Raw genomic sequence first — 24,436 nt, 5'->3', positions numbered from 1 at the left:
GCCCTCGGGACTTGTTCACGGCAATCATCACGGGAGACGTGGTGCCCGTCGCAGCAGTGCGCGACCGGAGTGCCGCGCCAGCCGCGGAACGAGCCGAGCCGGGTCAGCAACTCGGGTTCGGCCTGGAAACGACCGACAATCTGGCACGGAATATGGTGTGGCGGGCAGATCCCTTGCGTGAAGGATGCGTGTCTGTGTCTGCCCTGCCAGCTGACGGCCTGTCGCATCGCAGGCGGCTGGCCGTGCTGGCGACCTGCTGCATGAGCCTGTTCATCGTGTCGCTCGACGCCACTGTCGTCAACGTCGCGCTTCCGACGATGCGCCGTGATCTTGACGCCGGTGTCAGCGGCATGCAGTGGACGATCGACGCGTACACGCTGGTGCTGGCCAGTCTCTTGATGTTGGGCGGATCGACCGGCGACCGGCTCGGTCGCAAACGGGTGTTCCAGGTCGGCCTGGTGATCTTCGGAACCGCCTCGGCGTTGTGCGGACTGGCGCCGAGTCTGTCCTGGTTGGTGGCCTTCCGGATGCTGCAGGCCGTCGGCGGCTCGATGCTCAATCCGGTCGCAATGTCGATCATCACCAACACGTTCACCGAGCGCGCCGAGCGCGCCCGGGCGATCGGTGTCTGGGGTGGGGTCGTGGGTTTCAGCCAGGCGCTGGGACCGCTGATCGGCGGCGGGATCGTCGACTCGATCGGCTGGCGGGCGATCTTCTGGTTGAACGTACCGGTCACCCTGGCCGCGATCATCCTGACCGGCCTGCTTGTGCCCGAGTCGCGCGCCGCGCGGACCCGACGCGTCGACCCTGTCGGTCAGGTGCTGGTGATCATGATCCTCGGCTCGATCACGTACGCGATCATCGAGGGACCGGAGCGCGGCTGGACCAGCCCGGAGATCATCGGCTTCTTCAGCGCTTTCGTAGTAGGGCTGATCGGATTGTTGATCTATGAACCGCGGCGCACCGATCCGCTCATCGAGCTCGACTTCTTCCGCAGCATCCCGTTCGCCGGCGCCACCTTCATCGCGATCAGTGCGTTCGCGGGCATGTCGAGTTTCGTCTTCCTCAACGTGCTGTACCTGCAGAACCTGCGCGGCATGTCAGCGTTCGACGCCGGCCTGCACACGCTGCCGATGGCGGCGATGACGGTGATCCTGGCGCCGCTGTCGGGACGCCTGGTCGGCGTCAAAGGTCCACGACCGTCACTGCTGATGGCCGGCATCGGGATCACCGTCGCAGGTTTCCTGCTGACCCTTTTGACGATCGACACACCGACCTGGCAGTTGGCCGTCACCTATCTGGTCTTCGGCGCCGGGTTCGGGCTGGTCAACGCACCGATCACCAACACCGCGGTGTCGGGGATGCCCGGGGCGATGGCCGGTGTGGCGGCGGCCACCGCCTCGACCAGCCGGCAGATCGGAGCCTCGCTCGGCGTTGCCCTGTCCGGCACAATGGTGGTCCGCGGCACAGTGCACGGGCCGGTGCCCGGCGGCGGTGGCTGGATCATGATCATCTGCTGCGGCCTGCTGGTCTTGGTGCTCGGACTGGTCACCAGCGGAGCGTGGGCCCGGCGGAGCGCCGACCGGCTGGCTGACCTGCTCGACTGACTCCCTGGCCAGGTGGCCAACCAGGTGGTCGACCGGCTCCGCGCCGAGTGACCGGTTGGCCTGGGAGAGAATGCCGGGTGTGAGGAGCCGGGCATCAATCCTGCATCTCGACCTGGACGCGTTCTTCGCCTCGGTCGAGCAGCGGGACAAGCCCTCGCTTCGCGGCAAACCGGTCGTCGTTGGCGGTATCGGACCGCGCGGCGTGGTGTCCACGGCCTCGTATGAGGCCAGGATCTTCGGCGTGCACTCGGCGATGCCCACCGCGGAAGCACGCCGACGCTGCCCGCACGCCGCCTTCCTCGCCGGTCGGTTCGACGCCTATCGGGCAGCCAGCCGCAGCGTGATGGGCGTGCTGCGCGACCTGTCGCCGTTGGTCGAACCACTCAGCCTCGACGAGGCGTTCGTCGATCTCGCTGCGGTGACGCCGCCCATCGACTTCGACCGGCCGTCACTGACCGAACTGGCCACCCGGATCAAGTCCCGGGTGGCCGACGCGACCGGCGGGCTGACCGCCTCGATCGGGATCGGCACGTCGAAGTTCATCGCCAAGCTTGCCACCGAACTCGGCAAACCCGACGGCTTCACCCTGGTCGACCCAGGCACCGAGGTCGCCCTGATCAGCCCGATGAGCATCCGCACCATCCCGGGAGTGGGTCCGGCGACCTTCGACAAACTGCGCCGGATCGGGATCTCCACCATCGCCGACCTGCAGGCGATCGACCTCAGCGAGCTGATCCGCGAGGTAGGCCGCGCCCACGGCTCGGCCCTGAAGGAATTGGCCTACGCCCGGGATGACCGGGCGGTCGAACCGGAACGCGAGGCCAAGTCGATCTCGGTCGAGGACACCTTCGAGACCGATCTGGTGGACCGCGCGGAACTGCTCCGGATCATCGCCAACGACGCGCACCAGGTGGCTCGGCGGCTTGGCGCGGCCCGGCTGCTGGCCCGGACAGTGACGATCAAGGTACGGCTGCACGGCTTCGTCACCCACACCCGCAGTCGGACCCTGGCCGGTGCCACCGACCGGCCGGAACTGATCACCCAGCTCGCCCGGTCGCTGCTGGACGAGGTGGACACCAGCCCGGGCGTACGGCTGATCGGCGTCGGTGTCGCCGGGCTCACCGACGTCCTCCAGGAGGACCTTTTTTCGCTGCCGGAGGACGACACCGCCGAGATGGAGATCGGGGAGACCGAGCCGACGGTCGCGGAGGCGGCCGGGGACCCGGCCAATACGCCGGTCGCAGACGACCACGAGATCGACGACCCGCGGATGCTCGACGGACGGCCGGGTGGCGGGGTTGACGCCGAGGCAGCCGGACTGCACCGCGTCCGCCGGCGAATGGACTGGCCACCGGGAGCCGACGTGGAGCACGACGATCACGGGCGCGGCTGGGTGTGGGGCTCCGGGCTTGGCCGGGTCACGGTGCGCTTCGAGACCTCGGACAGCCCGCCGGGGCCGGTTCGTACCTTCACAACCGATGATCCCGCGCTGCACCGTGTGTGATCATGGACTGATGTGGATCGGCTGGATCGAGTTCGACCTGCTGCTCGGTGACGTCCATTCGCTGAAGGAGAAGCGTGCCGTGGTGCGGCCACTGGTCAACGAGTTGCGGCGCCGGTTCCAGATCAGCGCCGCCGAAGTTGATCATCACGAGTTGCACCGCCGGACGGTGGTGGGCGTCGGGTGTGTGGCCGGCGAGCGCAGTCACGTGATCGAGGTCCTGGACAGTGCCGAGCATCTGGTTGCCGGGCGCGGCGAGTTCGAGTTGTTGTCGGCTCACCGCGGGTTCGCCCGCTCCGGAGACTGACCTCGCGACGATTCGCCTGCGACGATCGGTCTGCGACGATCGGCGGCGGCCGGGCAGGTCAGCCGGCGGGGCGACCGAGCACCAGCCACCCGATCGTCTCGTCGAGATCGGCCGACCCACGGTCTGCTGCATCGGGCGGGAACAGCGTCGTGGCCAGGGCCGAGGTGCGGATCCGGTCCGCGAGCGTGTGCGCGCTGACTCCCCACCGGCGTTCGAGGTCTGCGCCCAAGGAGTCCGGGAGTAGATCGAGGACGGCGGCCGCATAGCACGCAGGACCCGCCGGCAGCCCACCGATCCGTGCGCCGGGCAGGCCGGACCCCAGTTCCGCGCCGACCGCCATCGCCGACCGCACGGTCTCCTCGGTGTTCCGCGCCGCCGACGGCCCGATGACCGTGATCAACTCCAACCGGGCAGCGGCCCGAACCAGATGATCATCGGATCGGTGATCACCATCGTTGCCCGACTCGGCGGCCAACTCACGCAGTCTGGCGATCACCGCCGCCGGACTGCCGCCGAGGGCCAGATCGGCCAGACAGACACGGGTCGCCGCCAGACCGAGCCCGGGCACGGGTCGGTCGCTGGCCAACACTGCGGCCCGGGCATGGCGAAGCGGTTCCGGATCCCCGGTGCGGACACTTTCCTGCGCCAAGTACGCCTGGCTCATGATCGACAACTCCGCAGCGCCGAGCAGACGCTCGGTGTGCAGGGCGAGGGCATCCTCGGCATCGTCGAGATCATCGGCGAGTCGGCCGATCACTGCCTGTTGCAGACCCAGTGCCGCACCAGGCCCCGGCACAACGCCGACCCCGGCGGCGGTCCGCCGATCCAGCCAGGACCGGCTCAGGTCGGTGATCAACTCGTCGACCGGCGGAATCCAGGCGAGATCGATCCGGGTGGTTCCCCGACCGGACCGCAGCTCAACCGGATACCGACCGGGGCGGCCGGTGGACAGCACCTGGACGTCGCCCTCGGTGGTCACCACGACCGGGTCGTCGGCGACGACCGCACTGTCCGCGTCGGCGATCTCGTACGGCTCGTTCATCCCGAGATCGATCAGCCCGGACAACACCGGCCGGCGGCTGCGGTTGATGTGCGCAGTGTCGGCGGCGGTGTCGATGCGCCATTGCAGGACGACCCGCCGATTCGCCGGCAGCATGATCTCCCCGGTCGCCAGGCCCGGGACGTCACCGCCGACGAGTTCGGTGACCGAGCCCTGAATCAGCTCGGCCGTCAACAGCGGGCCGTTCCCGTCGGCCGGCTGGACGGCCCAGAACGCGTCACCGCCGATTGCGGCCGCCCAACCCACACAGCCGGCAGCCGGCGCGACCGGAGACAGCCAACGGTTGATCCGCACCGGCGACGACGAGGTGTTGACTAGCATGTGTCGCTGCTGCCAGTGACCGGAGAATGAATTGCGTACCGTGTACTCCAGGTGCGGATGATCAGCAACGGCGTAGCGCGCCTCGGTCTCGTCGACGTCGGTGATCAGCCCTGCCGGCTCCCACCGCTGGATCCTGTCGTCCATGATCAACTCACCCGGTGCCCGCTGGGCGGCGAGGTAGTCCTGCCCGGGCCGGGAGATGCATCGAACGCGTACCGGGAACCCTTCGGCACCGACGACCACCTCGAGATCGCCGACCGTGAAGTTCAGTTCCGCCGTTGACATCGTCCGCACCAGAAGAGATTGCGGCCGGCGAGCGCCTCAGTCCGGACCCGCGATCCGCAGACCAGACACGGCATGCCGGCGCGCCGGTAGACGTACACCTCACCGCCATGATCATCGACCCGCGGCGGACGGCCCATCGCCTCCGGCGTGTGCTCAGGTCGTACGGTGTCGATCCGGTTGTCGACCACACCCTGGGGCATCAGGGTGATCAGGTCCCTGCCAGATCGCGTTCCATGATCGACGGGTGAGCTTCTTGCCCTCGACATGAGGGCGGATCCGGTTCCGGAACAGCACCTCTGCCCGGTAGACGTTGCCGACACCGGAGAGCACCGTCTGATCCATCAACAACGCCGCGATCGGCCGGCCGGACCGATGGATCCGGCTCCACGCCAGCTCGGGATCTGCGTCCTTGCGCAAGGGGTCCGGTCCGAGCTGGGCGATCTGCGCCGCCAACTCCTCGGGCGTGCGGAGGACACACAACTGCGGCCCGCTGAGGTCGGCCGCCAGTTGCGGCGTTGCGATCCGTACCCGGATCTCGCCCTGCGGCGGCGCCGGCGGCGCGATCCGGAACTTGCCGATCAGTCCGAGGTGGATGTGCAGCAGATGATCTTCGAAGTCCATCCACAGGTGTTTGCCGTGGGCCTGCGCGCCCGAACACGTTCGCCCGGTGAGGATCGCGGCCGACTCGGCGAATCGACCCTGCGGACTCGACACCTCGGGACGCGTACCGGCGAAGGCGTCGGTCAGATCCAGCGCAAGCCGGTGCAGGGTGTGCCCCTCGGGCATCGGCGCCTCCTTTGGTTGAGCTTGTGACCGAATCGTGGCCGGAGCCTGCCTCCGGTGCCCTCGCAGACGACCTAGGATATGCGGGTGATCGCAGAACGCGATCGGCGAGGGGTCGCCGAGGACGTGGGGGAACTGCCGGGTCGGGATTTCGGTCGCGACGGGGTTTCCGGGCTTGTCAGCATCGACCGTGCCATGCGGGCACGTGATGTGTCGCGCCCTGGGCAGGCCGAGGAGGAGTTCGCGCTGTCCATCGTGGACAGTCTGATCGCCCGGGCCGAGGGCCGTCGCCCCGAACGCGTCTCCTGACTGCCTCGTCGTACGCTCCGCACCACCTGAGCGACCCCGCTCCCTTTGCGCCGCACCAATTCCTCGACGCCGCACCCTTTGCTCGACGCCGCACCAGCTACTCGGCCGCGCACCCACTGCAGGCGGTGCGCCGCCGACCATCTGGTGCGCCAACGACGAACTGGTGCGTCAACGAGTAGGACGCTGTACGCCCACCCCTTCGCCCGACCCCGCACCGGCAGGCCAACCCCAGCCGAGGTCGACGCCGCACCAGCTACTCGGGCGCGCACCCACTGCAGGCGGTGCGCCGCCGACGAACTGGTGCGTAAACGAGGAACTGGTGCGTCAACGAGTAGGACGCCCGTACGCCCACCCCCTTCGCCCGACCCCGCACCGGCAGGCCAACCCCAGCCGAGGTCGACGCCGCACCCTTTGCTCGACGCCGCACCAGCTACTCGGCCGCGCACCCACTGCAGCCGGTGCGCCGCCGACGAACTGGTGCGCCAACGACGAACTGGTGCGGGGACGGCGGGGACCACGGGGACGGCGGCGGCTAGGACGCGGCGAGGCGGCACGCTCGGCGAGGCGGCACGCTCGGTGAGGCGGGATCAGGCGCCGGCCGGGAGTTCGCCGCTCTTCTCGTACGCCGCCAGCTGGTCGATCCTGCGCTGATGCCGCGGCTCACCGGAGAACTCGGTGGCCAGGAACAGCCGGACCAGGCCAGTGGCCGCCTCGAGCGAGTGCAGCCGCGCACCGATCGAGATCACGTTGGCGTTGTTGTGCAGCCTGCCCAACGTGGCGGTGTCCTCGTCATAGGCGAGGATGGCGCGCACTCCGGTCACCTTGTTGGCGGCGATCTGTTCACCGTTGCCCGAGCCGCCGATCACGATGCCAAGGGACCCCTCGTCGTCGACCGTGGCCTGCGCCGCCGGAATGCAGTAGATCGGGTAGTCGTCGTCGGGATCGAGCGCCTGCGGACCATGATCGACAACCAGATGCCCGTCAGCGGTCAGCACCTCCACCAGGTGGTTCTTCAGCTCGAAGCCGGCGTGATCGCTGCCGATGTGTACGCGCATGCCTGCATCTTAGGGTCCGCCCGCTGACCCGCATAGGATGCGGATCATGCTGCATAACCTCACCCGCGACGAGGCCGAACGGCGCTCGTCGTTGCTGGCCACCGACTCGTACACGGTTGCCCTCGACCTGTCCGGACACGATCTGTCCGGCCAGCCCCTGACGCAGCCCGACACCACCTTCGTGTCGCGGACCCTGGTCCGGTTCAGCGCTCGCGAGGCAGCGACGACCCACATCGATCTGATCGCCGAGCGGGTGCTGTCGGCATCGTTGAACGGCGATGATCTTGACCCGGGGAGCTTCGACGGCTCCCGGTTGCCGTTGCCGGTCGCCGCCGGGGACAACGAACTGGCCGTCCTTGCGCTCTGCCGCTACAGCCGCAGCGGCGAAGGGCTGCACCGCTTCGTCGATCCCGCCGACCAGCGGACCTATCTGTACACCCAGTTCGAGGCCTCCGAGGCGCGCCGGGTGTACGCCTGTTTCGAGCAACCCGACCTCAAGGCGACCTTCGAACTCACCGTCCTGGCGCCGTCGGACTGGACGGTGATCGCCAATTCCATCGGTGACGAGCCGACCCTTGTCGACGGGCTTCAGGACGTCAGCAGCTGGCATTTCTCGCCGACACCGCGCGTCTCGACCTACCTGACCAGCCTGGTCGCCGGACACTACGCGGTGGTCTCCGACAGCCACACCACCAAGTCGGGCGAACTGCCGATGTCGATCTTGGTCCGCAAGTCGCTCCAGGAGCACCTGGACGCCGACCGGATCTTCGCCACAACCAAGGCCGGCTTCGACATCTTCGAAGAGCATTTCGAGTACGCCTACCCGTTCGGCAAGTACGACCAGGCGTTCGTGCCGGAATACAACATGGGCGCGATGGAGAACATCGGCTGCGTCACCCTGCGTGATGATCTTGTCTTCCGCAGCCGGGTCACCGAGGCGTCCTACCGGCAGCGCGACGAAACGATCCTGCACGAACTCGCCCACATGTGGTTCGGCGACCTGGTCACCATGGTCTGGTGGGACGACATGTGGCTGAAGGAGTCCTTCGCCGAGTTCTCCGCCACCTTCGCCATCGCCGAGCGGACCGGTGATCCGCAGACGGCGTGGGCGACCTTCACGGGATCCCGGAAGAACTGGGCCTACCGGCAGGACCAACTGCCCACCACGCACCCGATCGCGGCTGACATGGTCGATCTCGAGGCGGTCGAATCGAACTTCGACGGCATCACCTACGCCAAGGGCGCCTCGGTCCTGCGCCAACTCGTCGCCTTCGTCGGTCAGGCCGCGTTCCTCGAGGGAGCCCGCGCCTACTTCGCCGAACATGCCTTCGGCAACACCCGACTGGCCGACCTGCTCAAGGCACTGGAAGGGCCATCCGGCCGCGACCTCTCGGGTTGGTCGGCCGAATGGCTGGAGACGGCCGGCGTCAACACCCTGCGTCCGCAGTTCACTGTCAACGACGATGACGAGTTCACCGCCTTCGCGGTCGAGCAGACCGCTCCGGCCGACCACCCGACGTTGCGTCACCACCGCATCGCGATCGGCCTGTACGAGCTGCTGGGCAGGGAATTGGTGCGTACCGATCTGGTCGAGACAGACATCGCCGATGCATCGAGCGACGTGATCGAACTGGTCGGCAGGCCACGTCCCGATCTTGTGCTGGTCAACGACGAGGATCTCGGCTACGCCAAGATCAGGTTCGATGACCGGTCGATGAAGACGTTGATCACCAACCTGTCCGGGATCAGCTCGCCGCTGAGCCGGGCGGTCTGCTGGGGCGCCGCCTGGGACATGTGCCGCGACGCCGAGCTGCCGGCCTCCGACTACGCCGAGCTGGTGCTCCGCAACGTCGGCAGTGAGACCGACCTGAGCACGGTCCGGGCCGTGCTGATGAACGCCGGTCTCGCCGTACGCTCCTACACCGCACCCGGCATCCGGACGACGGTCCGCCGCCGTTGGGAACAGGGCTTGGCCGATCTGGTCGCCGCCGCCGAGGCGGGCAGTGATCATCAACTGGCGCTGGCCCAGGCGTACGCACAGGCCGTGCTCTCCGAGGAGGGCGTCGCCGCCCTGACCGACTGGCTGGAGGGGCGCAATGTTCCCGACGGGTTGGTGATCGACGCCGAACTGCGCTGGTTGTTGATCATCGAACTGGCCCGGTGCGGTGCAGCGGACGAGCAACTCGTCGCCGCCGAGCTCGAGCGGGACAACACCGTCACCGGCGCCGAGAATGCGGCCGCGGCTCGGTCCGCGCGACCGACCGCCGAGGCCAAGGCCGAGGCCTGGGAGCTCGCGGTCGACCGCAACGACGTCCCGAACGAGACGCAGCGCCAGATCTGTGCGGCGTTCTGGCAACCGGACCAGGCCGGGGTCCTCGACGGCTATCTGGACAAGTACCTGAAGGCTGCCGAGGAGATCTCCACGTCGACCGGCGTCTGGGCGGAGAAGTCGTCGATCTTCAGGCAGAACGTGCTGACCTACCTCTTCCCCGACATCGCCGATGATGCTGCACTGCTCGGCCGGGTCCACGGATGGCTCGCCGCCGGGGTGACCGCCGTCGGTGCGCCACTGGGCGACATGGTCAAACACATCGTCTCGGAGCGGCTGGACGCCGCCGACCGCGCGCACCGCTGTCAGCAGGTCTCCGAGGTGTGATCATCAAGCGGCGAGCGAACCGATGACCACGGTCGGCGAACTGCACACGCTGCTCGAGCAGCGCTACCCCGCCGGATCGGCCGAGAGTTGGGACCGCGTGGGGCTGGTCAGCGGCAACGTCACCGCCCCGGTCCACGGTGTGCTGCTGTCGGTCGACGTCACCGACGCGGTGATCGACGAGGCGATCGAGCTCGGCGCGGATCTGATCATCGCCCATCACCCGTTGCTGCTCCGCGGAGTCAACACCGTCGACCCGCGCCGGCCGAAAGGACGGATGATCAGCCGGCTGATCAGGTCCGATCTCGGTCTGATCACCGCGCACACCAACGCCGACATTCCCGCCGGCGGTGTGGCCGACTCGCTGGCCGCGGCGCTGGGGCTGTCCGAGACCCGACCGTTGCGGCAGGTTCCGGTGTACCCGGCTGACCAACTGGTCACCTACGTGCCGGTTGACCACACAGACGCCGTCCTCGACGCCCTGTCCGCGGCCGGCGCTGGTGCAGTAGGCACCTACCAGCGCGCCGCGTTCACCGTCACCGGGACCGGCACCTTCGTTCCGGGACCCGGCGCCCGACCGGCGATCGGACGGCCCGGCCGGCGCGAGCAGGTAGCCGAGAACCTGATCGAGATGATCATGGACAGGCGACTGCGCAACCAGGTGATCGCCGCTCTGCTGGACGCCCACCCGTACGAGGTGCCCGCCTATCACCTGACCGAAGTGGCCCGTCCCGCAGACCTCGCAGGCACTGCTGGAATGGGACGGATCGGCCGGATCGCCGAAACCAGCCTGGCCGGCTTCGCTGATCAGGTCGCGGCTGCATTGCCGAAGACGGCGTCCGGGATCCGGGTCGCCGGTGAGCCGGATCGGATGATCAACACCGTCGCGCTGCAGGGTGGTGCCGGCGATGATCTTCTCGATGTCGCACGCGAGGCCGGAGCGGATGTCTATCTGACTTCTGATCTGCGGCACCACCCGGCCAGCGAGGCAATCGCCTGGGACGGCGCGCCGGCACTGATCGACGTTCCACACTGGGCCGCCGAATGGACCTGGCTGCCCCGGCTCCGCGATCAGTTGGTCGGTGAACTCGATGACGTATCGGTGAAGGTCTCTGAGATCAACACCGACCCCTGGACGTTCCGCGTCTGACGCGCTGACTGCCAGCACGTCGGTCAGCCGGGGTCGACACGACCCGTCCGGTACGTCGAGAGCCGCGACATCCCGGGCCCACCCGGTTCGCCTGACCCGCCCCCGCCGCCGTGTCTGATTTCCGCTAGTTCCGGTCTCGCGGCAGTGTCAGGATGGTTGTCATGTTCGCACTACCGCAGACCGATGTCTGCTACCGCGCAGTGGCCGGGAAGGATCCGCGCTACGACGGTTGGATCTATGTCGGAGTCTCCTCGACCGGCATCTACTGTCGGCCCAGCTGCCCTGCCCGGACGCCGAAACCTGAGAACTGCCGGTTCTTCGCCGCGGCGGGCGCCGCACAGGCCGCGGGCTTCCGAGCCTGTCGACGATGCCGTCCGGACACTGTGCCCGGCTCACCGCAGTGGAATCCGCGGGCCGACGCGGTGGCGCGTGCGATGCGGCTGATCGCCGACGGTCTGGTCGACCGTGACGGCGTTTCCGGCCTGGCTGCGGCGGTCGGCTACAGCGAGCGACAACTCAACCGCCTGCTGGTCGCCGAGGTCGGGGCGGGTCCGCTGGCGATCGCCCGTGCCCAGCGGGCGCAGACCGCACGCATGTTGATCGAGAACACCGACCTGCGGCTCAGCGACATCGCCTTCGCCGCCGGTTTCTCCAGCATCCGTCAGTTCAACGACACGCTGCGCGAGGTGTACGGCCTGGCTCCTTCGCACATCCGCAGCCGTCGGGCCGGGGACCAGCCCTCCGCCGGGCCGACCACGATCACCCTGAAACTCCCCGTCCGCCGCCCCTTCGCCGCCGAGCCGTTGTTCGAATTCCTGGCGGACCGGGCGATTCCCGGTGTCGAAGCAGGCCGACGAACACAGCAGCGGACCGGGACACGGTTGACGTTCGTCCGCAGCTGCTCGCTTCCGCACGGCGCCGGCATCCTCGAGTTGATCATGGCAGCCCACGGCCCACTGACGGCAACCCTGCGGCTGGATGATCTTCGGGACCTCTCGGCGGCGGTGTCCCGGATCCGACGGGTCCTCGATCTCGACGCCGATCCGGTCGCTGTTGATTCCACCCTGGCCGCCGACCCCGCCCTGGCCCAACTCGTCGCCGATCGTCCCGGCGTCCGGGTACCCGGCGTGGTCGACGCCGACGAACTGGCCTTCCGTGCACTGATCGGACAGCAGGTCTCGGTCGCCGGGGCCAGGACCACCGCAGCCCGCATCGTCCGGCAGTTCGGCCGGCCGTTGCCGGTTGATGATCACCGGCCCGGTGACCGGCCCGATGATCATCCCGATGAACACGGGTCCGATGGTGGTCAGCTGCGCTACTTGTTCCCCACCGCCGCTGCGCTGGCCGAAGCAGACCCGGAGACGCTGCCGATGCCACGCTCCCGCGGGCGTGCGCTGGTCGGCCTCGCCACGGCATTGGCCTCAGACCGGATCGACCTTTCACCGGGAGCCGACCGCGCGCAGGCCCGGGCCCGGCTGCTCGCACTACCCGGCATCGGTCCGTGGACCGCCGGTTACATCGCGATGCGCGGCCTCGGCGATCCCGACGTGCTGCTCACCGAGGATCTGGTGATCCGTCGTGAGCTCCAACGCCGGGGACTGACCTCGGCCGACAGCGCGTGGGCGCCGTGGCGGTCGTACGCAACCATGAGACTCTGGCAAGCAAGCAGGATGGAGCTGGCAGCATGATCAACTTCGGCGCAACCGACAGCGTGGCAGGAAGCTTCGGCTATCTGTGGACCGACGACGAGGCACCCGTGGTGCTGGCGTCCGGCTGGACCGACGACCCCGACTACCTCATCGCACTGATCCACCCCAGCCTCCGGCCCGGCTCGATCTCCCACGGCAAGAACACGACCATCGACACCGCGGTCCGGGACTACAGCGACGGAGACCTCACGGCGATCGACGCCGTGTCGGTACGCCAGCGGTCCGGCCCGTTCATCGAGGCAGCCTGGGACGCGCTGCGCAAGACGGCTCCCGGCCAGCCGGCGACGTACACCCTGCTGGCCGCCGACGCCGGACGTCCGGAGGCGGTCCGTGCCGCAGCGGCAGCCTGCGCGCGCAACGCGGCGGCACTGTTCGTCCCGTGTCACCGCATCGTCCGTCGGGACGGCGCCCTGGGCGGCTTCCGCTACGGGCTGGAGATCAAGCGGGCTCTCCGAGCACATGAATTGCGCGGCTGACCAGCTGAGGTCCTGTTTCAGTAGGGCTCGTGGGTGTCGGACAGATGCAGCGTCGGTGCGTGATAGGCGGCGTTGGCCAACTGCTGGATGCCGGCGGTCAGACCCCCCGCCAGATCGTGGACGACGAAGCTGGACTGCATGGTCGCGGCTGCCAGCCGGCACTCAGGATCACCCAGACTACGCGCCGCGATGCCGCCGGTGACGATCTCCAGCACCCGGGCAGCCGGATCGACCACCACCAGCACGCTGCGATCCGGATCCGGCAGCGCACCGTGCAGGCGGAGGGCGTACGCCCGGCTGTCCGGCTCGGCAGGACCGATGAACACGGCGAACGGCAGCCCGGCGACCTCCCGGGCATAGCGGATCACCCGCTCCACCCGACCGATCTCGAATGGGGTCAGCGGCCCCGTGCCGTGCACAGGGCGGAACGGGTCGGCCAACGGGTCGCCGGCCGCAGCGGGAACCAGATCACCAGCGGACACTTGCGCCTCCCGGTTGCGTTGCCTCGCCCGAACTCGTCACCGCGCGGCGACCCTCCGACGGCGCTTCGTCGTCCCCGGCCGTCACGGCCGACCGGTCGGCCGGCGCGGCACCGATCCACAGCGGCTCGTTCGCCGCCGGGTCACCCTGTCCACGACCGGCCCGGATCAGCTCGGGCCCCTTCGCAATCAGGCTGAAGATGATGAAGATCGCAGCGGGAACGCCGATCAGCAGTCCCAGCACATGCAGTGGAGCCGGATCCGGTGCAGCAGGCCAACCCGGCAGCGTCCCCTGCAGGGGCACTACCATGCTCACGAGTTCAGTCACGGGGCTACCGTATCCGCAAACGTTCCGCGGAACGCACCGGGCAGGCCCTGGCGGGTCGACACTGGCGGGCAACTTGGGAAGCAGAGGGAGATCGGGTGGCCGACACCACATCCGATACCGGCGGGCCGGAGCCGCAACGGGTGGTCCTGGACGCCGAGGACATCTCCCGGGCGCTGACCCGGATCGCCCACCAGATCCTCGAGACCAATCGCGGAGCCGAGGGACTGGTGCTGGCCGGCATCCCCCGCCGCGGCGTACCACTGGCCGAGCGGCTGGCCAAGGCCATCGAGTCCGCCGAGGGTATCCGCATCCCGGTCGGCGCCCTGGACATCACCATGTATCGCGACGACCTACGCACCCAGCCCACCCGACCGGTCGGGCACACGCGCATCCCGGTCAGCGTCGACGACGCGGTGGTCGTCCTGGTCGACGACGTGTTGATGTCGGGGCGGACCGTGCGAGCAGCGCTCGACGCGCTCGGCGACCTGGGCCGACCGCGCGCCGTACGACTCGCCGTGCTGGTCGATCGCGGCCACCGGCAGCTGCCGATCCGCGCCGATCACGTCGGCAAGAACCTGCCGACGTCGGCCGACGAACGGGTGCTCGTCCGGCTTGCCGAGACCGACGGCAGCAACGAGGTCGTGATCACCAAGCCCGACCCGGCTCACGAGGAGGCGAGCATCTGATGCGGCATCTGCTGTCCACCGCTGACCTCGAACTCACCGATGTCACCGCGATCCTCGATCTTGCCGAGGAGATGGCCGATGTCCAGCATCGGTCGATCAAGAAGCTCCCCGCGTTGCGCGGCCGCACGGTGGTGAACCTGTTCTTCGAGGATTCCACCCGGACCCGGTCATCCTTCGAGATCGCCGGCAAGTGGCTGTCGGCGGACGTGATCAACATTTCGGCCAAGGGATCGTCGGTGTCCAAGGGCGAGTCGCTCCGCGACACGGTGCTCACGGTCGCCGCAATGGGGGTCGATGCGCTGGTGATCAGGCACATGACCTCCGGGGCGCCGCTGCAGGTCACCGGGTGGACCGATGCCCATGTGATCAACGCCGGGGACGGCATGCACGAGCATCCGACCCAGGCGCTGTTGGACGCCTTCACCCTGCGTCGGCACTTCGGCGGTGACACGGGCTCGTTCAGCGGCCGCCGGATCGCCATCGTGGGCGACATCACCCACTCCCGGGTCGCCCGCAGCAACGTCATCCTGCTGAAGAAGCTGGGCGCCAGGCCGGTGCTGGTCGCACCGCCGACACTGATGCCCGCCGGGGTGGACAGTTGGGGTTGCGAGGTCAGTGATGATCTTGATGCCGTGCTGGGCGGCGTCGACGCGGTGATGATGCTGCGCGTGCAGCGCGAACGGATGTCCGGCGGCTACTTCCCCACCCCGCGGGAATACACCATCGGCTACGGGCTGACCAGGGAGCGGGTCTCCGCCCTCAAGCCGGGCACCGCCATCTGCCATCCGGGCCCGATGAACCGCGGGCTGGAGATCTCCGCCGACGCCGCCGACGCGGCCAACTCGCTGATCCTTGATCAGGTTGCCGCCGGCGTGGCCGTCCGGATGAGCGTGCTCTACCAGTTGCTCGGCGGTGAAGATCAACAGTGAGGACCGACGATGACTGAGCTCCTGATCAGCGGCGTACGACTGGTGACCGGTCCGGATGATCACGCCGACGCCCTGCCGGCCGGCACCCAGGACATCCTGATCGTCAACGGCCGGTACGCCGACCCGTCACAGAGCTCCGCGGACGCGACCAGAATCTCCGCCGACGGCCTGACCGCGATCCCGGGGCTGATCGATCTGCACACCCACCTCCGCGAGCCCGGCCGGGAGGACGCCGAGACCGTCGAGACCGGCACCCTGGCGGCGGCTCGAGGCGGGTTCGCCGCGCTGCTGGCGATGCCCAACACAGTGCCGGTGACCGACACCGCCGAGGCGGCCGAATACATCCGGACGCTGGGAGAGAAGGCCGGGCACGCACAGGTCTTCCCGGTCGGCGCCGTCAGCAAGGGTCTGGCCGGCACCGAGCTGGCCGAACTCGGACTCATGGCCCGCACCGGCGTCACCCTGTTCAGCGACGACGGCCACTGCGTTTTCGACTCCCGGCTGATGCGGCGCGCTTTGGAGTACGTGCGCCCCTTCGGCGCCCGGATCGCGCAGCACTCTCAGGACCCGCGGCTGGCCGGTCCGGACGCGTGCTGCCATGAGGGCGAGGTCTCCGGCCGGCTCGGGTTGCCCGGCTGGCCGTCGGCGGCCGAGGCGTCGGTGATCGCCCGGGACGCCGAGCTGACCAAGCTGACCCGGTCGAGGCTGCACGTCTGTCATGTCTCGACCGCGGAATCGGTCGACGTGCTGCGCTGGGCCAAGAAACGCGGCATCGACGTCACCGCCGAAGTGACACCGCACCACCTGCTGCTCACCACCGCCGAGGTCGAGGGCTACGACCCGACCTACAAGGTCAACCCGCCGCTACGACCGGACGAGGACGTGGCTGCGCTCGTCGGGGCGCTCGCCGACGGCACGATCGACGCGGTGGCCACGGACCACGCTCCCCACGCCCGGCACGACAAGGAGCACGCCTTCGGTGACGCCGCCTACGGCATGGTCGGCCTGGAGACCGCGCTGGGCGTGGTGGTCGAGACCATGATCAACTCCGGTGCCCTGGACTGGGACGGGCTGGTGAGCCGGACGTCATTGGCGCCCGGACGGATCGCGCGGCTGGGCGACGGTCTCGGCGTCCGGCCGGTGTTCGGCGCACCGGCCAATCTCACCGTGATCGATCCTGGCAGGCGGGCGACCGTCGATCGGGACGCTTCGGCCTCGCTGTCGCGGAACAATCCCTACCACGGCCGTGAGCTGCCGGACCCGGTGATGATCACGATCGCCGCCGGTGCGATCACCTACAGCCGGGTGTGAGCCGGCTCAGGGCGGTCACAGGATCGGCTGAGGCCTCACCCAACCGAGGACTGCGCGGCCACCGATCACCGGCTCTCCGATTCCGTCGTCGGAGCGGCCAGCCCTAGATTGGACCCATGCTCCATTGGCTTGACGAGGTGTGGAACGGCAGCTTTCTCGGCGCTCTGGTGACCCACGGCGTCCGGATCCTGATCATCCTGATCGTGGCCGGCATCGTCCGTGCGATCGCCGACCGGATGATCGACCGGGCGGTACGCTCGATGGTCTCCAAGCGGTCGAAGAACCGCACCAAGCCAGGCAAGGCCGTGGCCAAACCCGCCGAACTCGTCGTCAAGCCTGCAAAGCTCGTCGCCAAGAAGACGGTGTTCGCCGACGAACGCCGGGAACAGCGGATCGGTGCGCTCGGTTCGCTCGGCCGCAGTGCTGTCCTGATCATCCTCGCGGTGATCGTCGCGCTGATGATCATGACCGAGTTGGGGTTCAACATCGCCGCGCTGTTGGCCGGCACCTCGATCATCGGCATCGCTGTGGCCTTCGGTGTCCAGACAGTGCTCCGCGACATCATCTCCGGGATCCTGATGTTGTTCGAGGACCAGATCGGTCTGGGTGACTATGTACGGGTGGGCGATATCGACGGTGTGGTGGAGGACATCGGTCTGCGCTTGACCCAGATCCGGGACGAGGCCGGCACGGTCTGGTATCTGCGCAACGGCGACATCGCCAAGGTCGGCAACTACAGCCAGGGGTCGGGCACCGGCCGTCCGCCCATTCCCGAATCGGAGTTGGCCGAATCAGAATCCGGTGAGGTCAGCACCCCACCGGATTCCGACAAGGCCCGGTGATCAGCGGGTTCCAGCGATCAGATCCGGAAATCCGATCATCCGGATCACTCGGCGAGCTTCGCCTCCAGGGTGATCGTGGTGCCGGTCAGCGCCTGGCTGACCGGGCAGTTCTGCTTGGCGTCCTCCGCCGCGGCGGCGAAGTCGTCGGCCGACATCCCCGGGACCACACCGACCACCGTCAACTTGATGCCGGTGATGCCTTCGCCCGGCTGGAAGGTGACGTCGGCGGTGGTGTCCAGACTGGTCGGCGGGGTGCCGGCCTTGGCAAGTCCGTTGGAGAGCGCCATCGAGAAGCAGGTCGAGTGGGCCGCCGCGATCAACTCCTCCGGGCTGGTCCTGCCGTTGGCCTGCTCGGCCCGGGACGCCCAGGTGACCGGATACGTGCCGATGCCGGACGAGGCGAGCTCGACCTGGCCGGACCCCTCGAAGAGCGACCCTTCCCAGTGGGCGTTGGCGGTGCGTACGGTTGCCATGACATTCACCTCTCAAGTGGGTGTGCGATGCGGTGCTACAGGCTGATCATGCCCGATCGAACCTTGTCCTGATCGGGCGGCCCTCGTGACATCACCGTGTCCCGGGCGTGACGGCTGAGACCCACGCCGCTTCGACACTTGCTGCATGGGGAATTCACTCGGGGACCACAGGCTCAACCGGCGTGCACTGTTGGCAACCGGTGCTGCGCTGTTCGGGTCGGGCGCCGCCGCCAAGATCATCTCGACACCCGGTGTCGCGGACGCGGCCGTGCCGACATCCGCCTGGAAGCACCTGGCCGGGGAGCTGGACGGAAAACTGCTGCGGCCCGGGGACGACGGCTTCGCCCGGGCGGCGTCGACCTTCGATCCGCGGCGGGACGGCAAGCGGCCTGTGGCGATCGTGCGGGCCGCGTCGGCCGGTGACGTGGCCGCCGCATTCGCGTTCTGCAGGAGCCACGGCGTCCACCCGCGGCCCCGCTCCGGCGGGCATTCCTATGTCGGTGCGTCGACCGGGAACGGCGTCCTGGTGATCGACGTCCGGCCGATGCACGGCGTCCACTACCACGCCGAGGACCACAAGGTCACCGTCGGCGCGGGCGCCGTCCTCGGTGATCTGCACCAAACCCTCGACCGGCACGGGCGAACGGTGCCGACCGGCACCTGCCCGACCGTCGGGGCGGCCGGGCTCACCCTCGGTGGCGGGATCGGCACCGAATCCCGGCTGTACGGCCTGACCGCCGACGCGCTGACCGGCGGAACGCTGGTCAGTCCGAGTGGCCACATCCACAGGTTCGGTCGGCACACCGACGCAGACCTGTTCTGGGGGCTGCGGGGTGGTGGTGGGGGCAACTTCGGCGTCGTCACCAGCCTCACTTACGCCACCTCTCCGGCGCTGCCCGGCACGATCTTCCGGCTGTCCTGGGGCCACCACGACAACCACCGGGTGCTGATGGGCTGGCAGGAACGACTGGCGCACCTGCCCAGGCATTCCTGGGCCAACCTGCACCTGGACACCGCGGGAGGCGTCGTCAGCCCGAGCATCACGGGCGTGTGCTGGGACCGCGGGGCGTCCCGGGAGATCAAGGCGATGGTCGACGCGATCGGCAGAGAGCCGTTGAGCCGTCGAACCTACGCCGAATCCCACGCCGGCGCGATGGGTTGGTTCGCGGGCGGCGCCAACGGCCGCACCAGGCAGTCCTGGTACGCAGGCTCCGACGTCGTCGGCCACGCGATCACCAGTGCCCGCACGAAGGACATCATCGCCGCGGTGAGGAAGTGGAACGGCTCCGGAGCGGCGGCGGCGATCTTCGACCCACTGGGCGGCGCGGTCAGCGATCTCGGGGCTGCCGACACGGCGTTCCGCTGGCGCCATGCCAACGCCACCGTTCAGTGGTATGTCGGACTGTCCAGCACCTCGCGGGCCAACGTCGGCCGGGCAACCGACTGGGTGGCCGGCTGCCATCACGCCATCGGGCGATCCTCGGTCGGCGGCTACCTGAACTACCTGGAGCCCGGGCGCAAACTGAGCGACTACTCCGGGGACAACTATGACCGGCTGCTCTCCCTGAACACCAAGTACGACCCGCACGGCATCCTCAACTCCCGCTACTCCCTTCCCGGCTGACCTGATGGGCTGATCAGCCTGCAGGGTCGAGGCAGTTGGGCGGTGCGCAACAATGGTGGACGATGTCCAGCCAGCTGCCACCCGACCCGACCGACCACACTCCGCAGACCTTCTACGAACTGGTCGGCGGGGCCGAGACCTTCGCCCGGTTGGTGAAGACGTTCTACCAGGGCGTTGCCGGCGATGCGCCGTTGCGGGCGCTCTACCCGGAGGAGGATCTCGGACCGGCCGAGGACCGGCTTCGGATGTTCCTGGAGCAGTACTGGGGCGGCCCGACCACCTACAGCGAGCGCCGCGGGCACCCGCGACTGCGGATGCGCCATGCGCCGTACGCGGTCACTCCGGACATGCGGGACCGCTGGCTGCGGCACATGAGAGACGCCGTCGACGAACTCGACCTGCCGCTCGAGCAGGACCGGATGCTGTGGGACTACCTGACCCGCGCGGCGCACGCGATGGTCAACGCGTTCGACGAATCCGGTCCGGACCGGCCGGCACCCGGCCTGAGCATCACCCCGCGGCCCTGAGCCACGCCGGAGCGGCCGGTCACGGTCAGCGGTTCGGGTAGACCATCGGCTTGAGCGTCTTCGGATCCCGCTTGGCGGCGGTCAGCGCGTCGGCGACCTGCTCCAGTCCGAACCGGGCGGTGACCAGCGAATCAAGATCCACCGCGCCGCTTGCCGCCAGCGCGATCGCCGCCGGATAGCAGTTGGCGTACCGGAAGACACCCGTCACCTGCAGCTCGCGGGCCTGGATCAGGCCGACCGGGAGTTCCATCGTCGCAGCGCCCATCCCGATCAGCACGATCCGTGCCGCCGGTGCGGCGGCGTCGAACGCGCCGGCGACAGCGGGGGCCGCCCCGCTGCACTCGAGAACGACGTCGAACTCCCCCTGTTGCTCCCGCGGCGAACCAGCGGTCACGTCGATGATCGCCTGCGCGCCGCGCTCCGACGCCACCTGCAGGCGGTAGGCGTTGGTGTCGCTGACCGCCACCCAGCCGCCGCGGGCTCGGGCGACATCGGCGGCGAGCAGCCCGACCGGGCCGGCGCCGGTGACCAACACCCGGTCGCCGGGCTCGACGGCGGCCTTCCGGTTGGCCCAGACGCCGACCGACAGCGGCTCGATCAACGCACCGGCCTCGTTGCTCATCGTGTCCGGGATCGGGTGCGCCCGGCTGGAGTCCAGGACGACGTACTGGGCGAAGGCGCCGTGCACCGGCGGGGTGGCGTAGAACTGCACGTACGGGCAGAGGTTGTAGCGGCCGGCCAGACATTGTCTGCAACGGCCGCAGGTCTCCTGCGGCTCCAGCGCTACGCGCTGGCCGATGCTGCGGTCAGAGACGTTCGATCCGGTCGCCCGGATCACCCCGGACGCCTCGTGGCCCAGCACCAGGGGTTGCTCGACCACGAAATCGGCGATCCTGCCCTGCTCGTAGTAGTGCACGTCGGAGCCACAGATGCCGACCGCCGCGATCTCGATCAGCACCTGGTCCGGACCGGGCTGCGGAACCACCGCCATGTCGGTCCGGATCACCTCGGGCTTGGTCAACAGCGAACGGCGCTGTTCGGCGGGAAGCTGCAGGTCAGTCATGATCACCAACCTACGCGTCGAGTGCTCCGCGCAGATCGCCGGCAACCGGTTTCGGCCGTCCGGCGTCGTCCACTTGCACCAGCACGGTCCGCGCCGTCGCGTACGGCTTGGGCTCGGGATGCAGCGGATCGATGATGTCGGCGGCACACTCCAGGGACGTGCTGCCGACCCGCACCACCGCCGTGCGGACCTGGTACGGCTCGCGGCGGAAGTCGAGCGGTGACAGGTAGCTCAGGTCCTGTCGGACCACCAGCCACGGTTCGCCGGGCTGCAACGGCCCGGCGCCGGCCAGCAGTTCCCAGCGGGCCTGGGCGAAGTAGTCGAAGAACTTCACGTTGTTGACGTGCCGGTAGGAGTCGAGATCGGCCCACCGCACCCGGCAGGCCGCCGGGTGGGCCCCGGTCAGGTCGGCCGGCCGCACCTTGCCCAGCGGCGTGATGTCGACCGGATCGTCGACAACGGCCGCCAACTGGTCGCGTTCCGGACCGGTCAGCCGGCGAAGGCCGCCGCCGGCCAGGTCGTAGGGGGTGAGGAACGTCCGGGCCCTGACCACCGGCGTGCCGCCGTCGCTGAGCCGGTAACTGATCGAGAACCGTGCCCCTCCGACCTGGTCGACCCAGACCTCGGCATCGACCACCGCAGCGTCGTAGCCGATCGGGCCGAGATATTCGACCTGGTGTCCGGTGACCAGCACGCCACTGTCCAGCATGGCGGGCATCGGACCGGACGCGGACAGCAGGAACTCGGTGCGAGCCTCCTGCAGGTAGTCGATCACCACGCCATGATCGACATGGCCGCCGACGTTCAGATCGACGAACCGCTTGGGGACCCGGTAGTGGAAAGGCACCGGCCCATCTTCACAGAAGCCGGTCAGATCCCCAGCCGACGGGCCTGATCGGAGACGAAGATCCGATCCGGGTCGACGGCGTCCCTGATCCTGCGCCACTCGTCCAGTCGCGGATACATCCGCTCGACCATTGCCGGAGTCATCCTGGAATCCTTGGCCAGATAGAGCCTGCCGCCTGATTCGAGCACCATCGTGTCGAGATCAGCGACGAGCCGGCCGAGTCCCGGGCCGATCGGAAAGTCCGTGGTGATCGTCCAGCCCGGCCGCGGGAAGGACAGCGGTGCAGGGTTCGCCTCACCCATCCGCTTGAGCACGTTGAGGAAGGACACCTGGCCCGATCCGGCGATCCGGCGGATGATCGCCCTGAGTTGATCATCGCGCTGGAAGGGCAGCAGGCATTGGTATTGCAGGAAACCGCGAGAACCGTACGCCCTGTTCCACTCCCCGATCAGGTCCAGCGGATGGTAGAAGCTGGTCAGATTCTGGATCTGGTCGCGTCTGCGCTTCGGCGTCTTGTAGTACCAGAGGTTGCTGATCATCCCGAAGGTGATCTTGTTCGCCAGCCCGTTGGGGAAGAGGTCCGGCAGGCTGACCAGCTGTGGTGCGTCGAAGTGCAGCGGATCCCTGCGCAATGTGGCCGGCAGTTGATCAACACGTGCGATCGACCCGCGGGAGAACGCCGCCCGGCCAAGCCGGGAGTCGGTCGACATCGAGTCGAACCAGGCCATCGAGTAGTCGTAGCTCTCGTCCCGCCCGTCGCTGTAGAAGCTGATCGTCTCGTCGAGGTCGGCGGTCCGGTCGCTGTCCACGACGAAGTAGGCGGTCTCCACCTTGCGCAGCGCCAGCGTGGCCGCAACGACGATCCCGGTCAGCCCCATGCCGCCGACGGTCGCCCAGAAGAGATCACGATCCTCACCGTCGGGGGTGACGGTGCGAAGTTCGCCGTCGGCGGTGAGCAGGTCGATTGAGCGGACGTGGTTGCCGAAGCTTCCCGCGGTGTGATGGTTCTTGCCGTGTACGTCGAAGGCGATGGCTCCGCCGACTGTCACCTGCCGGGTGCCGGGCATCACCGGCAGCCACAGGCCGAACCGGACGGCGGTGCGCAGCAGCTGGTCCAGGGAGACACCGGCATCGACCGTGGCGATGCCGTGGTCGGTCTCCGCGTCACGGTCGACGCGATGGATCCGGTTCAGCGTGGTCATGTCAAGCACGGTGCCCCCGGCGTTCTGCGCGGGGTCTCCGTAACTGCGCCCGAGGCCGCGGGCGATCAGTCCGCGCCGCTGCGGGTCCCGTCGCGCCTGCGCCAGGGCTCGTCGTAGGCCGGCCAGGTCGGTCGGAGCGACGACTCTTGACGCCGAGGGCGAGGTTCGCGCCCACCCGGTCAGTGTCGTCAGTCCGGACTCCAGCTCGTGCACAGCGCCACCCTATGCGGGACCAGGGGTTGCCGGGTCAGATGGACTGACGGATGGCGCCCTCGATGAATGCCTGGGTGACCCGTTCCAGATGGCGGCGGGTCGCGGCCGGGACGTCGCGCAGCGGGCCTTGTCCGGTGAGTACGGCCAGGCCGTGCATGGTGGCCCAGATCGGATACTCGGCATCGGCCCGTCGTCGCGGAGGGAGGACGCCGGCGTCGGCCAGCTCGTCGAGTACCGCGCGCAATTGGTCCAGGGGCAGCGGATACCGATCCGTTTTGTCGTCGGCCCTCTGGTAAGCGTGCCGCTGCGGCACGGCGAACGCGGTGACGAACAGACCCGGTTCGGTGTCGGAGAATTCGAGGTAGGCCCGACCGATCGCCCGCAACCTCCGACCGGCAGCCGCCGCGTCGCCGTACCTGCCCCGGATCCGGCCGACCTCGGTCGCCATTCGGGCGGCCAGCTCCCGCATCGCGGCCGCGCACACTGCGGCGAGCAGCTCCTCGCGGTCGGAGAAGTGCCGGTACGCAGCATTCGGCACCACGCCCACTGTCCGGGCCGCCTCGCGGAGCACGACGGCGTCCGGACCGCCGGCGCGGGCCAGTTCGAGTCCGGCCTTGATCAGCCCGTCCCGCACCTCCCCTCGTGGACGTCGCCCTGCTGTGCGTGCCGCTGCATCGGTCATGATCACAAATTAGT

At 68.7% G+C, this 24,436-nt stretch carries 23 protein-coding genes and 1 pseudogene; 14 read left to right on the top strand and 10 right to left on the bottom strand.

Features of this window, described 5'->3' with window-relative positions:
• Positions 1–194 precede the first annotated feature (194 nt).
• The 3 genes from GJV80_RS00940 to GJV80_RS00930 all read left to right on the top strand — a co-directional run bounded on the left by GJV80_RS00940 (position 195) and on the right by GJV80_RS00930 (position 3,415).
• Complete coding sequence (locus GJV80_RS00940) at positions 195–1,607, top strand: DHA2 family efflux MFS transporter permease subunit (protein ID WP_230207989.1); 1,413 nt, start codon at positions 195–197, stop codon at positions 1,605–1,607.
• A 79-nt stretch (positions 1,608–1,686) separates the two neighbouring features.
• Positions 1,687–3,111, top strand: a complete 1,425-nt coding sequence (locus tag GJV80_RS00935; protein WP_195909096.1) for a DNA polymerase IV — start codon at positions 1,687–1,689, stop codon at positions 3,109–3,111.
• Entirely contained in the window at positions 3,086–3,415 is a 330-nt protein-coding gene (locus GJV80_RS00930) for a DUF503 domain-containing protein (RefSeq protein WP_230207988.1), read from the top strand. The genes GJV80_RS00935 and GJV80_RS00930 overlap by 26 nt, the downstream gene beginning before the upstream one ends.
• Before the next feature lie 58 nt (positions 3,416–3,473).
• On the opposite strand, the gene GJV80_RS00925 is transcribed toward GJV80_RS00930, so the two are convergent.
• Entirely contained in the window at positions 3,474–5,081 is a 1,608-nt protein-coding gene (locus GJV80_RS00925; protein ID WP_154686319.1) for a hypothetical protein, read from the bottom strand.
• Positions 5,063–5,867 (bottom strand): annotated as a pseudogene (locus tag GJV80_RS00920) (Fpg/Nei family DNA glycosylase). The gene GJV80_RS00925 and the pseudogene GJV80_RS00920 overlap by 19 nt, the downstream one beginning before the upstream one ends.
• 84 nt (positions 5,868–5,951) lie before the next feature.
• Here GJV80_RS00920 and GJV80_RS00915 point away from each other — a divergent pair.
• Positions 5,952–6,173 carry a hypothetical protein gene (locus tag GJV80_RS00915; RefSeq protein ID WP_154686318.1) on the top strand — a complete coding sequence of 74 codons (222 nt, stop codon included), beginning with the start codon at positions 5,952–5,954 and terminating at the stop codon, positions 6,171–6,173.
• Between the two features lie 587 nt (positions 6,174–6,760).
• Here GJV80_RS00915 and GJV80_RS00910 read toward each other — a convergent pair.
• Complete coding sequence (locus GJV80_RS00910; protein WP_154686317.1) at positions 6,761–7,228, bottom strand: ribose-5-phosphate isomerase; 468 nt, start codon at positions 7,226–7,228, stop codon at positions 6,761–6,763.
• 46 nt (positions 7,229–7,274) lie between these two features.
• Here GJV80_RS00910 and pepN point away from each other — a divergent pair, with 46 nt between their 5' ends.
• From pepN to GJV80_RS00890, 4 genes are all read left to right on the top strand, one after another.
• Complete coding sequence (pepN, locus tag GJV80_RS00905) at positions 7,275–9,884, top strand: aminopeptidase N (protein ID WP_370518805.1); 2,610 nt, start codon at positions 7,275–7,277, stop codon at positions 9,882–9,884.
• A gap of 22 nt (positions 9,885–9,906) precedes the next feature.
• Positions 9,907–11,031 (top strand): Nif3-like dinuclear metal center hexameric protein, encoded by a 1,125-nt coding sequence (locus GJV80_RS00900; protein ID WP_154686315.1) that lies wholly within the window; start codon positions 9,907–9,909, stop codon positions 11,029–11,031.
• A 161-nt stretch (positions 11,032–11,192) separates the two neighbouring features.
• Positions 11,193–12,719 carry a DNA-3-methyladenine glycosylase 2 family protein gene (locus tag GJV80_RS00895; RefSeq protein WP_154686314.1) on the top strand — a complete coding sequence of 509 codons (1,527 nt, stop codon included), beginning with the start codon at positions 11,193–11,195 and terminating at the stop codon, positions 12,717–12,719.
• Entirely contained in the window at positions 12,716–13,216 is a 501-nt protein-coding gene (locus GJV80_RS00890; protein ID WP_154686313.1) for a methylated-DNA--[protein]-cysteine S-methyltransferase, read from the top strand. The genes GJV80_RS00895 and GJV80_RS00890 overlap by 4 nt, the downstream gene beginning before the upstream one ends.
• Before the next feature lie 17 nt (positions 13,217–13,233).
• Here the strand turns inward: GJV80_RS00890 and GJV80_RS00885 are convergent, their stop codons facing one another.
• Together GJV80_RS00885 and GJV80_RS00880 are read right to left on the bottom strand one after the other, a co-directional pair.
• On the bottom strand, positions 13,234–13,698 hold the full coding sequence (locus GJV80_RS00885) for a DUF5130 family protein (RefSeq protein ID WP_230207987.1): 465 nt from the start codon (positions 13,696–13,698) through the stop codon (positions 13,234–13,236).
• Entirely contained in the window at positions 13,685–14,023 is a 339-nt protein-coding gene (locus tag GJV80_RS00880; protein WP_154686312.1) for a hypothetical protein, read from the bottom strand. The genes GJV80_RS00885 and GJV80_RS00880 overlap by 14 nt, the downstream gene beginning before the upstream one ends.
• A gap of 95 nt (positions 14,024–14,118) precedes the next feature.
• Between GJV80_RS00880 and pyrR the strand changes: the two genes are divergently transcribed.
• The 4 genes from pyrR to GJV80_RS00860 all read left to right on the top strand — a co-directional run bounded on the left by pyrR (position 14,119) and on the right by GJV80_RS00860 (position 17,791).
• Complete coding sequence (gene pyrR, locus GJV80_RS00875; RefSeq protein WP_154686311.1) at positions 14,119–14,709, top strand: bifunctional pyr operon transcriptional regulator/uracil phosphoribosyltransferase PyrR; 591 nt, start codon at positions 14,119–14,121, stop codon at positions 14,707–14,709.
• On the top strand, positions 14,709–15,638 hold the full coding sequence (locus GJV80_RS00870) for an aspartate carbamoyltransferase catalytic subunit (RefSeq protein ID WP_154686310.1): 930 nt from the start codon (positions 14,709–14,711) through the stop codon (positions 15,636–15,638). The genes pyrR and GJV80_RS00870 overlap by 1 nt, the downstream gene beginning before the upstream one ends.
• 9 nt (positions 15,639–15,647) lie before the next feature.
• On the top strand, positions 15,648–16,949 hold the full coding sequence (locus tag GJV80_RS00865; RefSeq protein WP_154686309.1) for a dihydroorotase: 1,302 nt from the start codon (positions 15,648–15,650) through the stop codon (positions 16,947–16,949).
• A gap of 116 nt (positions 16,950–17,065) precedes the next feature.
• Positions 17,066–17,791 (top strand): mechanosensitive ion channel family protein, encoded by a 726-nt coding sequence (locus GJV80_RS00860; RefSeq protein WP_154686308.1) that lies wholly within the window; start codon positions 17,066–17,068, stop codon positions 17,789–17,791.
• Positions 17,792–17,835: 44 nt separating this feature from the next.
• Here GJV80_RS00860 and GJV80_RS00855 read toward each other — a convergent pair whose 3' ends face one another.
• Positions 17,836–18,264, bottom strand: a complete 429-nt coding sequence (locus GJV80_RS00855) for an OsmC family peroxiredoxin (RefSeq protein ID WP_154686307.1) — start codon at positions 18,262–18,264, stop codon at positions 17,836–17,838.
• Between the two features lie 145 nt (positions 18,265–18,409).
• Between GJV80_RS00855 and GJV80_RS00850 the strand changes: the two genes are divergently transcribed.
• Positions 18,410–19,888 carry an FAD-binding oxidoreductase gene (locus GJV80_RS00850; RefSeq protein WP_154686306.1) on the top strand — a complete coding sequence of 493 codons (1,479 nt, stop codon included), beginning with the start codon at positions 18,410–18,412 and terminating at the stop codon, positions 19,886–19,888.
• Positions 19,889–19,950: 62 nt separating this feature from the next.
• The gene (locus GJV80_RS00845) at positions 19,951–20,415 is read left to right on the top strand and encodes a globin (RefSeq protein ID WP_154686305.1); all 465 of its coding nucleotides are present in this window, start codon (positions 19,951–19,953) and stop codon (positions 20,413–20,415) included.
• A gap of 25 nt (positions 20,416–20,440) precedes the next feature.
• Here the strand turns inward: GJV80_RS00845 and GJV80_RS00840 are convergent, their stop codons facing one another.
• The 4 genes from GJV80_RS00840 to GJV80_RS00825 are packed head-to-tail and all read right to left on the bottom strand — an operon-like array spanning position 20,441 to position 24,422.
• On the bottom strand, positions 20,441–21,478 hold the full coding sequence (locus GJV80_RS00840; RefSeq protein WP_154686304.1) for an NAD(P)-dependent alcohol dehydrogenase: 1,038 nt from the start codon (positions 21,476–21,478) through the stop codon (positions 20,441–20,443).
• Positions 21,479–21,488: 10 nt separating this feature from the next.
• Complete coding sequence (locus tag GJV80_RS00835) at positions 21,489–22,325, bottom strand: thioesterase family protein (protein WP_195909095.1); 837 nt, start codon at positions 22,323–22,325, stop codon at positions 21,489–21,491.
• Between the two features lie 23 nt (positions 22,326–22,348).
• Positions 22,349–23,740 carry an FAD-binding oxidoreductase gene (locus GJV80_RS00830; RefSeq protein ID WP_154686302.1) on the bottom strand — a complete coding sequence of 464 codons (1,392 nt, stop codon included), beginning with the start codon at positions 23,738–23,740 and terminating at the stop codon, positions 22,349–22,351.
• Positions 23,741–23,774: 34 nt separating this feature from the next.
• Entirely contained in the window at positions 23,775–24,422 is a 648-nt protein-coding gene (locus GJV80_RS00825; RefSeq protein ID WP_154686301.1) for a TetR/AcrR family transcriptional regulator, read from the bottom strand.
• Positions 24,423–24,436 lie beyond the last annotated feature (14 nt).

Origin of the sequence: Microlunatus sp. Gsoil 973 (assembly GCF_009707365.1) — a bacterium.
Classification (GTDB): domain Bacteria; phylum Actinomycetota; class Actinomycetes; order Propionibacteriales; family Propionibacteriaceae; genus Microlunatus.
The sequence above is the reverse complement of the archived record's forward strand: the minus strand, read 5'-3'. Positions and strand labels throughout refer to the sequence as shown.

Excerpts from the sequence above, each read along its gene's own strand:
- GJV80_RS00930 (WP_230207988.1), top strand. The coding sequence starts at position 3,086 with ATGATCCCGCGCTGCACCGTGTGTGATCATGGACTGATGTGGATCGGC.
- GJV80_RS00925 (WP_154686319.1), bottom strand. The coding sequence starts at position 5,081 with ATGTCAACGGCGGAACTGAACTTCACGGTCGGCGATCTCGAGGTGGTC.
- GJV80_RS00910 (WP_154686317.1), bottom strand. The coding sequence starts at position 7,228 with ATGCGCGTACACATCGGCAGCGATCACGCCGGCTTCGAGCTGAAGAAC.
- pepN (WP_370518805.1), top strand. The coding sequence starts at position 7,275 with ATGCTGCATAACCTCACCCGCGACGAGGCCGAACGGCGCTCGTCGTTG.
- GJV80_RS00900 (WP_154686315.1), top strand. The coding sequence starts at position 9,907 with ATGACCACGGTCGGCGAACTGCACACGCTGCTCGAGCAGCGCTACCCC.
- GJV80_RS00895 (WP_154686314.1), top strand. The coding sequence starts at position 11,193 with ATGTTCGCACTACCGCAGACCGATGTCTGCTACCGCGCAGTGGCCGGG.
- GJV80_RS00890 (WP_154686313.1), top strand. The coding sequence starts at position 12,716 with ATGATCAACTTCGGCGCAACCGACAGCGTGGCAGGAAGCTTCGGCTAT.
- GJV80_RS00870 (WP_154686310.1), top strand. The coding sequence starts at position 14,709 with ATGCGGCATCTGCTGTCCACCGCTGACCTCGAACTCACCGATGTCACC.
- GJV80_RS00865 (WP_154686309.1), top strand. The coding sequence starts at position 15,648 with ATGACTGAGCTCCTGATCAGCGGCGTACGACTGGTGACCGGTCCGGAT.
- GJV80_RS00860 (WP_154686308.1), top strand. The coding sequence starts at position 17,066 with ATGCTCCATTGGCTTGACGAGGTGTGGAACGGCAGCTTTCTCGGCGCT.
- GJV80_RS00855 (WP_154686307.1), bottom strand. The coding sequence starts at position 18,264 with ATGGCAACCGTACGCACCGCCAACGCCCACTGGGAAGGGTCGCTCTTC.
- GJV80_RS00850 (WP_154686306.1), top strand. The coding sequence starts at position 18,410 with ATGGGGAATTCACTCGGGGACCACAGGCTCAACCGGCGTGCACTGTTG.
- GJV80_RS00845 (WP_154686305.1), top strand. The coding sequence starts at position 19,951 with ATGTCCAGCCAGCTGCCACCCGACCCGACCGACCACACTCCGCAGACC.
- GJV80_RS00840 (WP_154686304.1), bottom strand. The coding sequence starts at position 21,478 with ATGACTGACCTGCAGCTTCCCGCCGAACAGCGCCGTTCGCTGTTGACC.
- GJV80_RS00825 (WP_154686301.1), bottom strand. The coding sequence starts at position 24,422 with ATGACCGATGCAGCGGCACGCACAGCAGGGCGACGTCCACGAGGGGAG.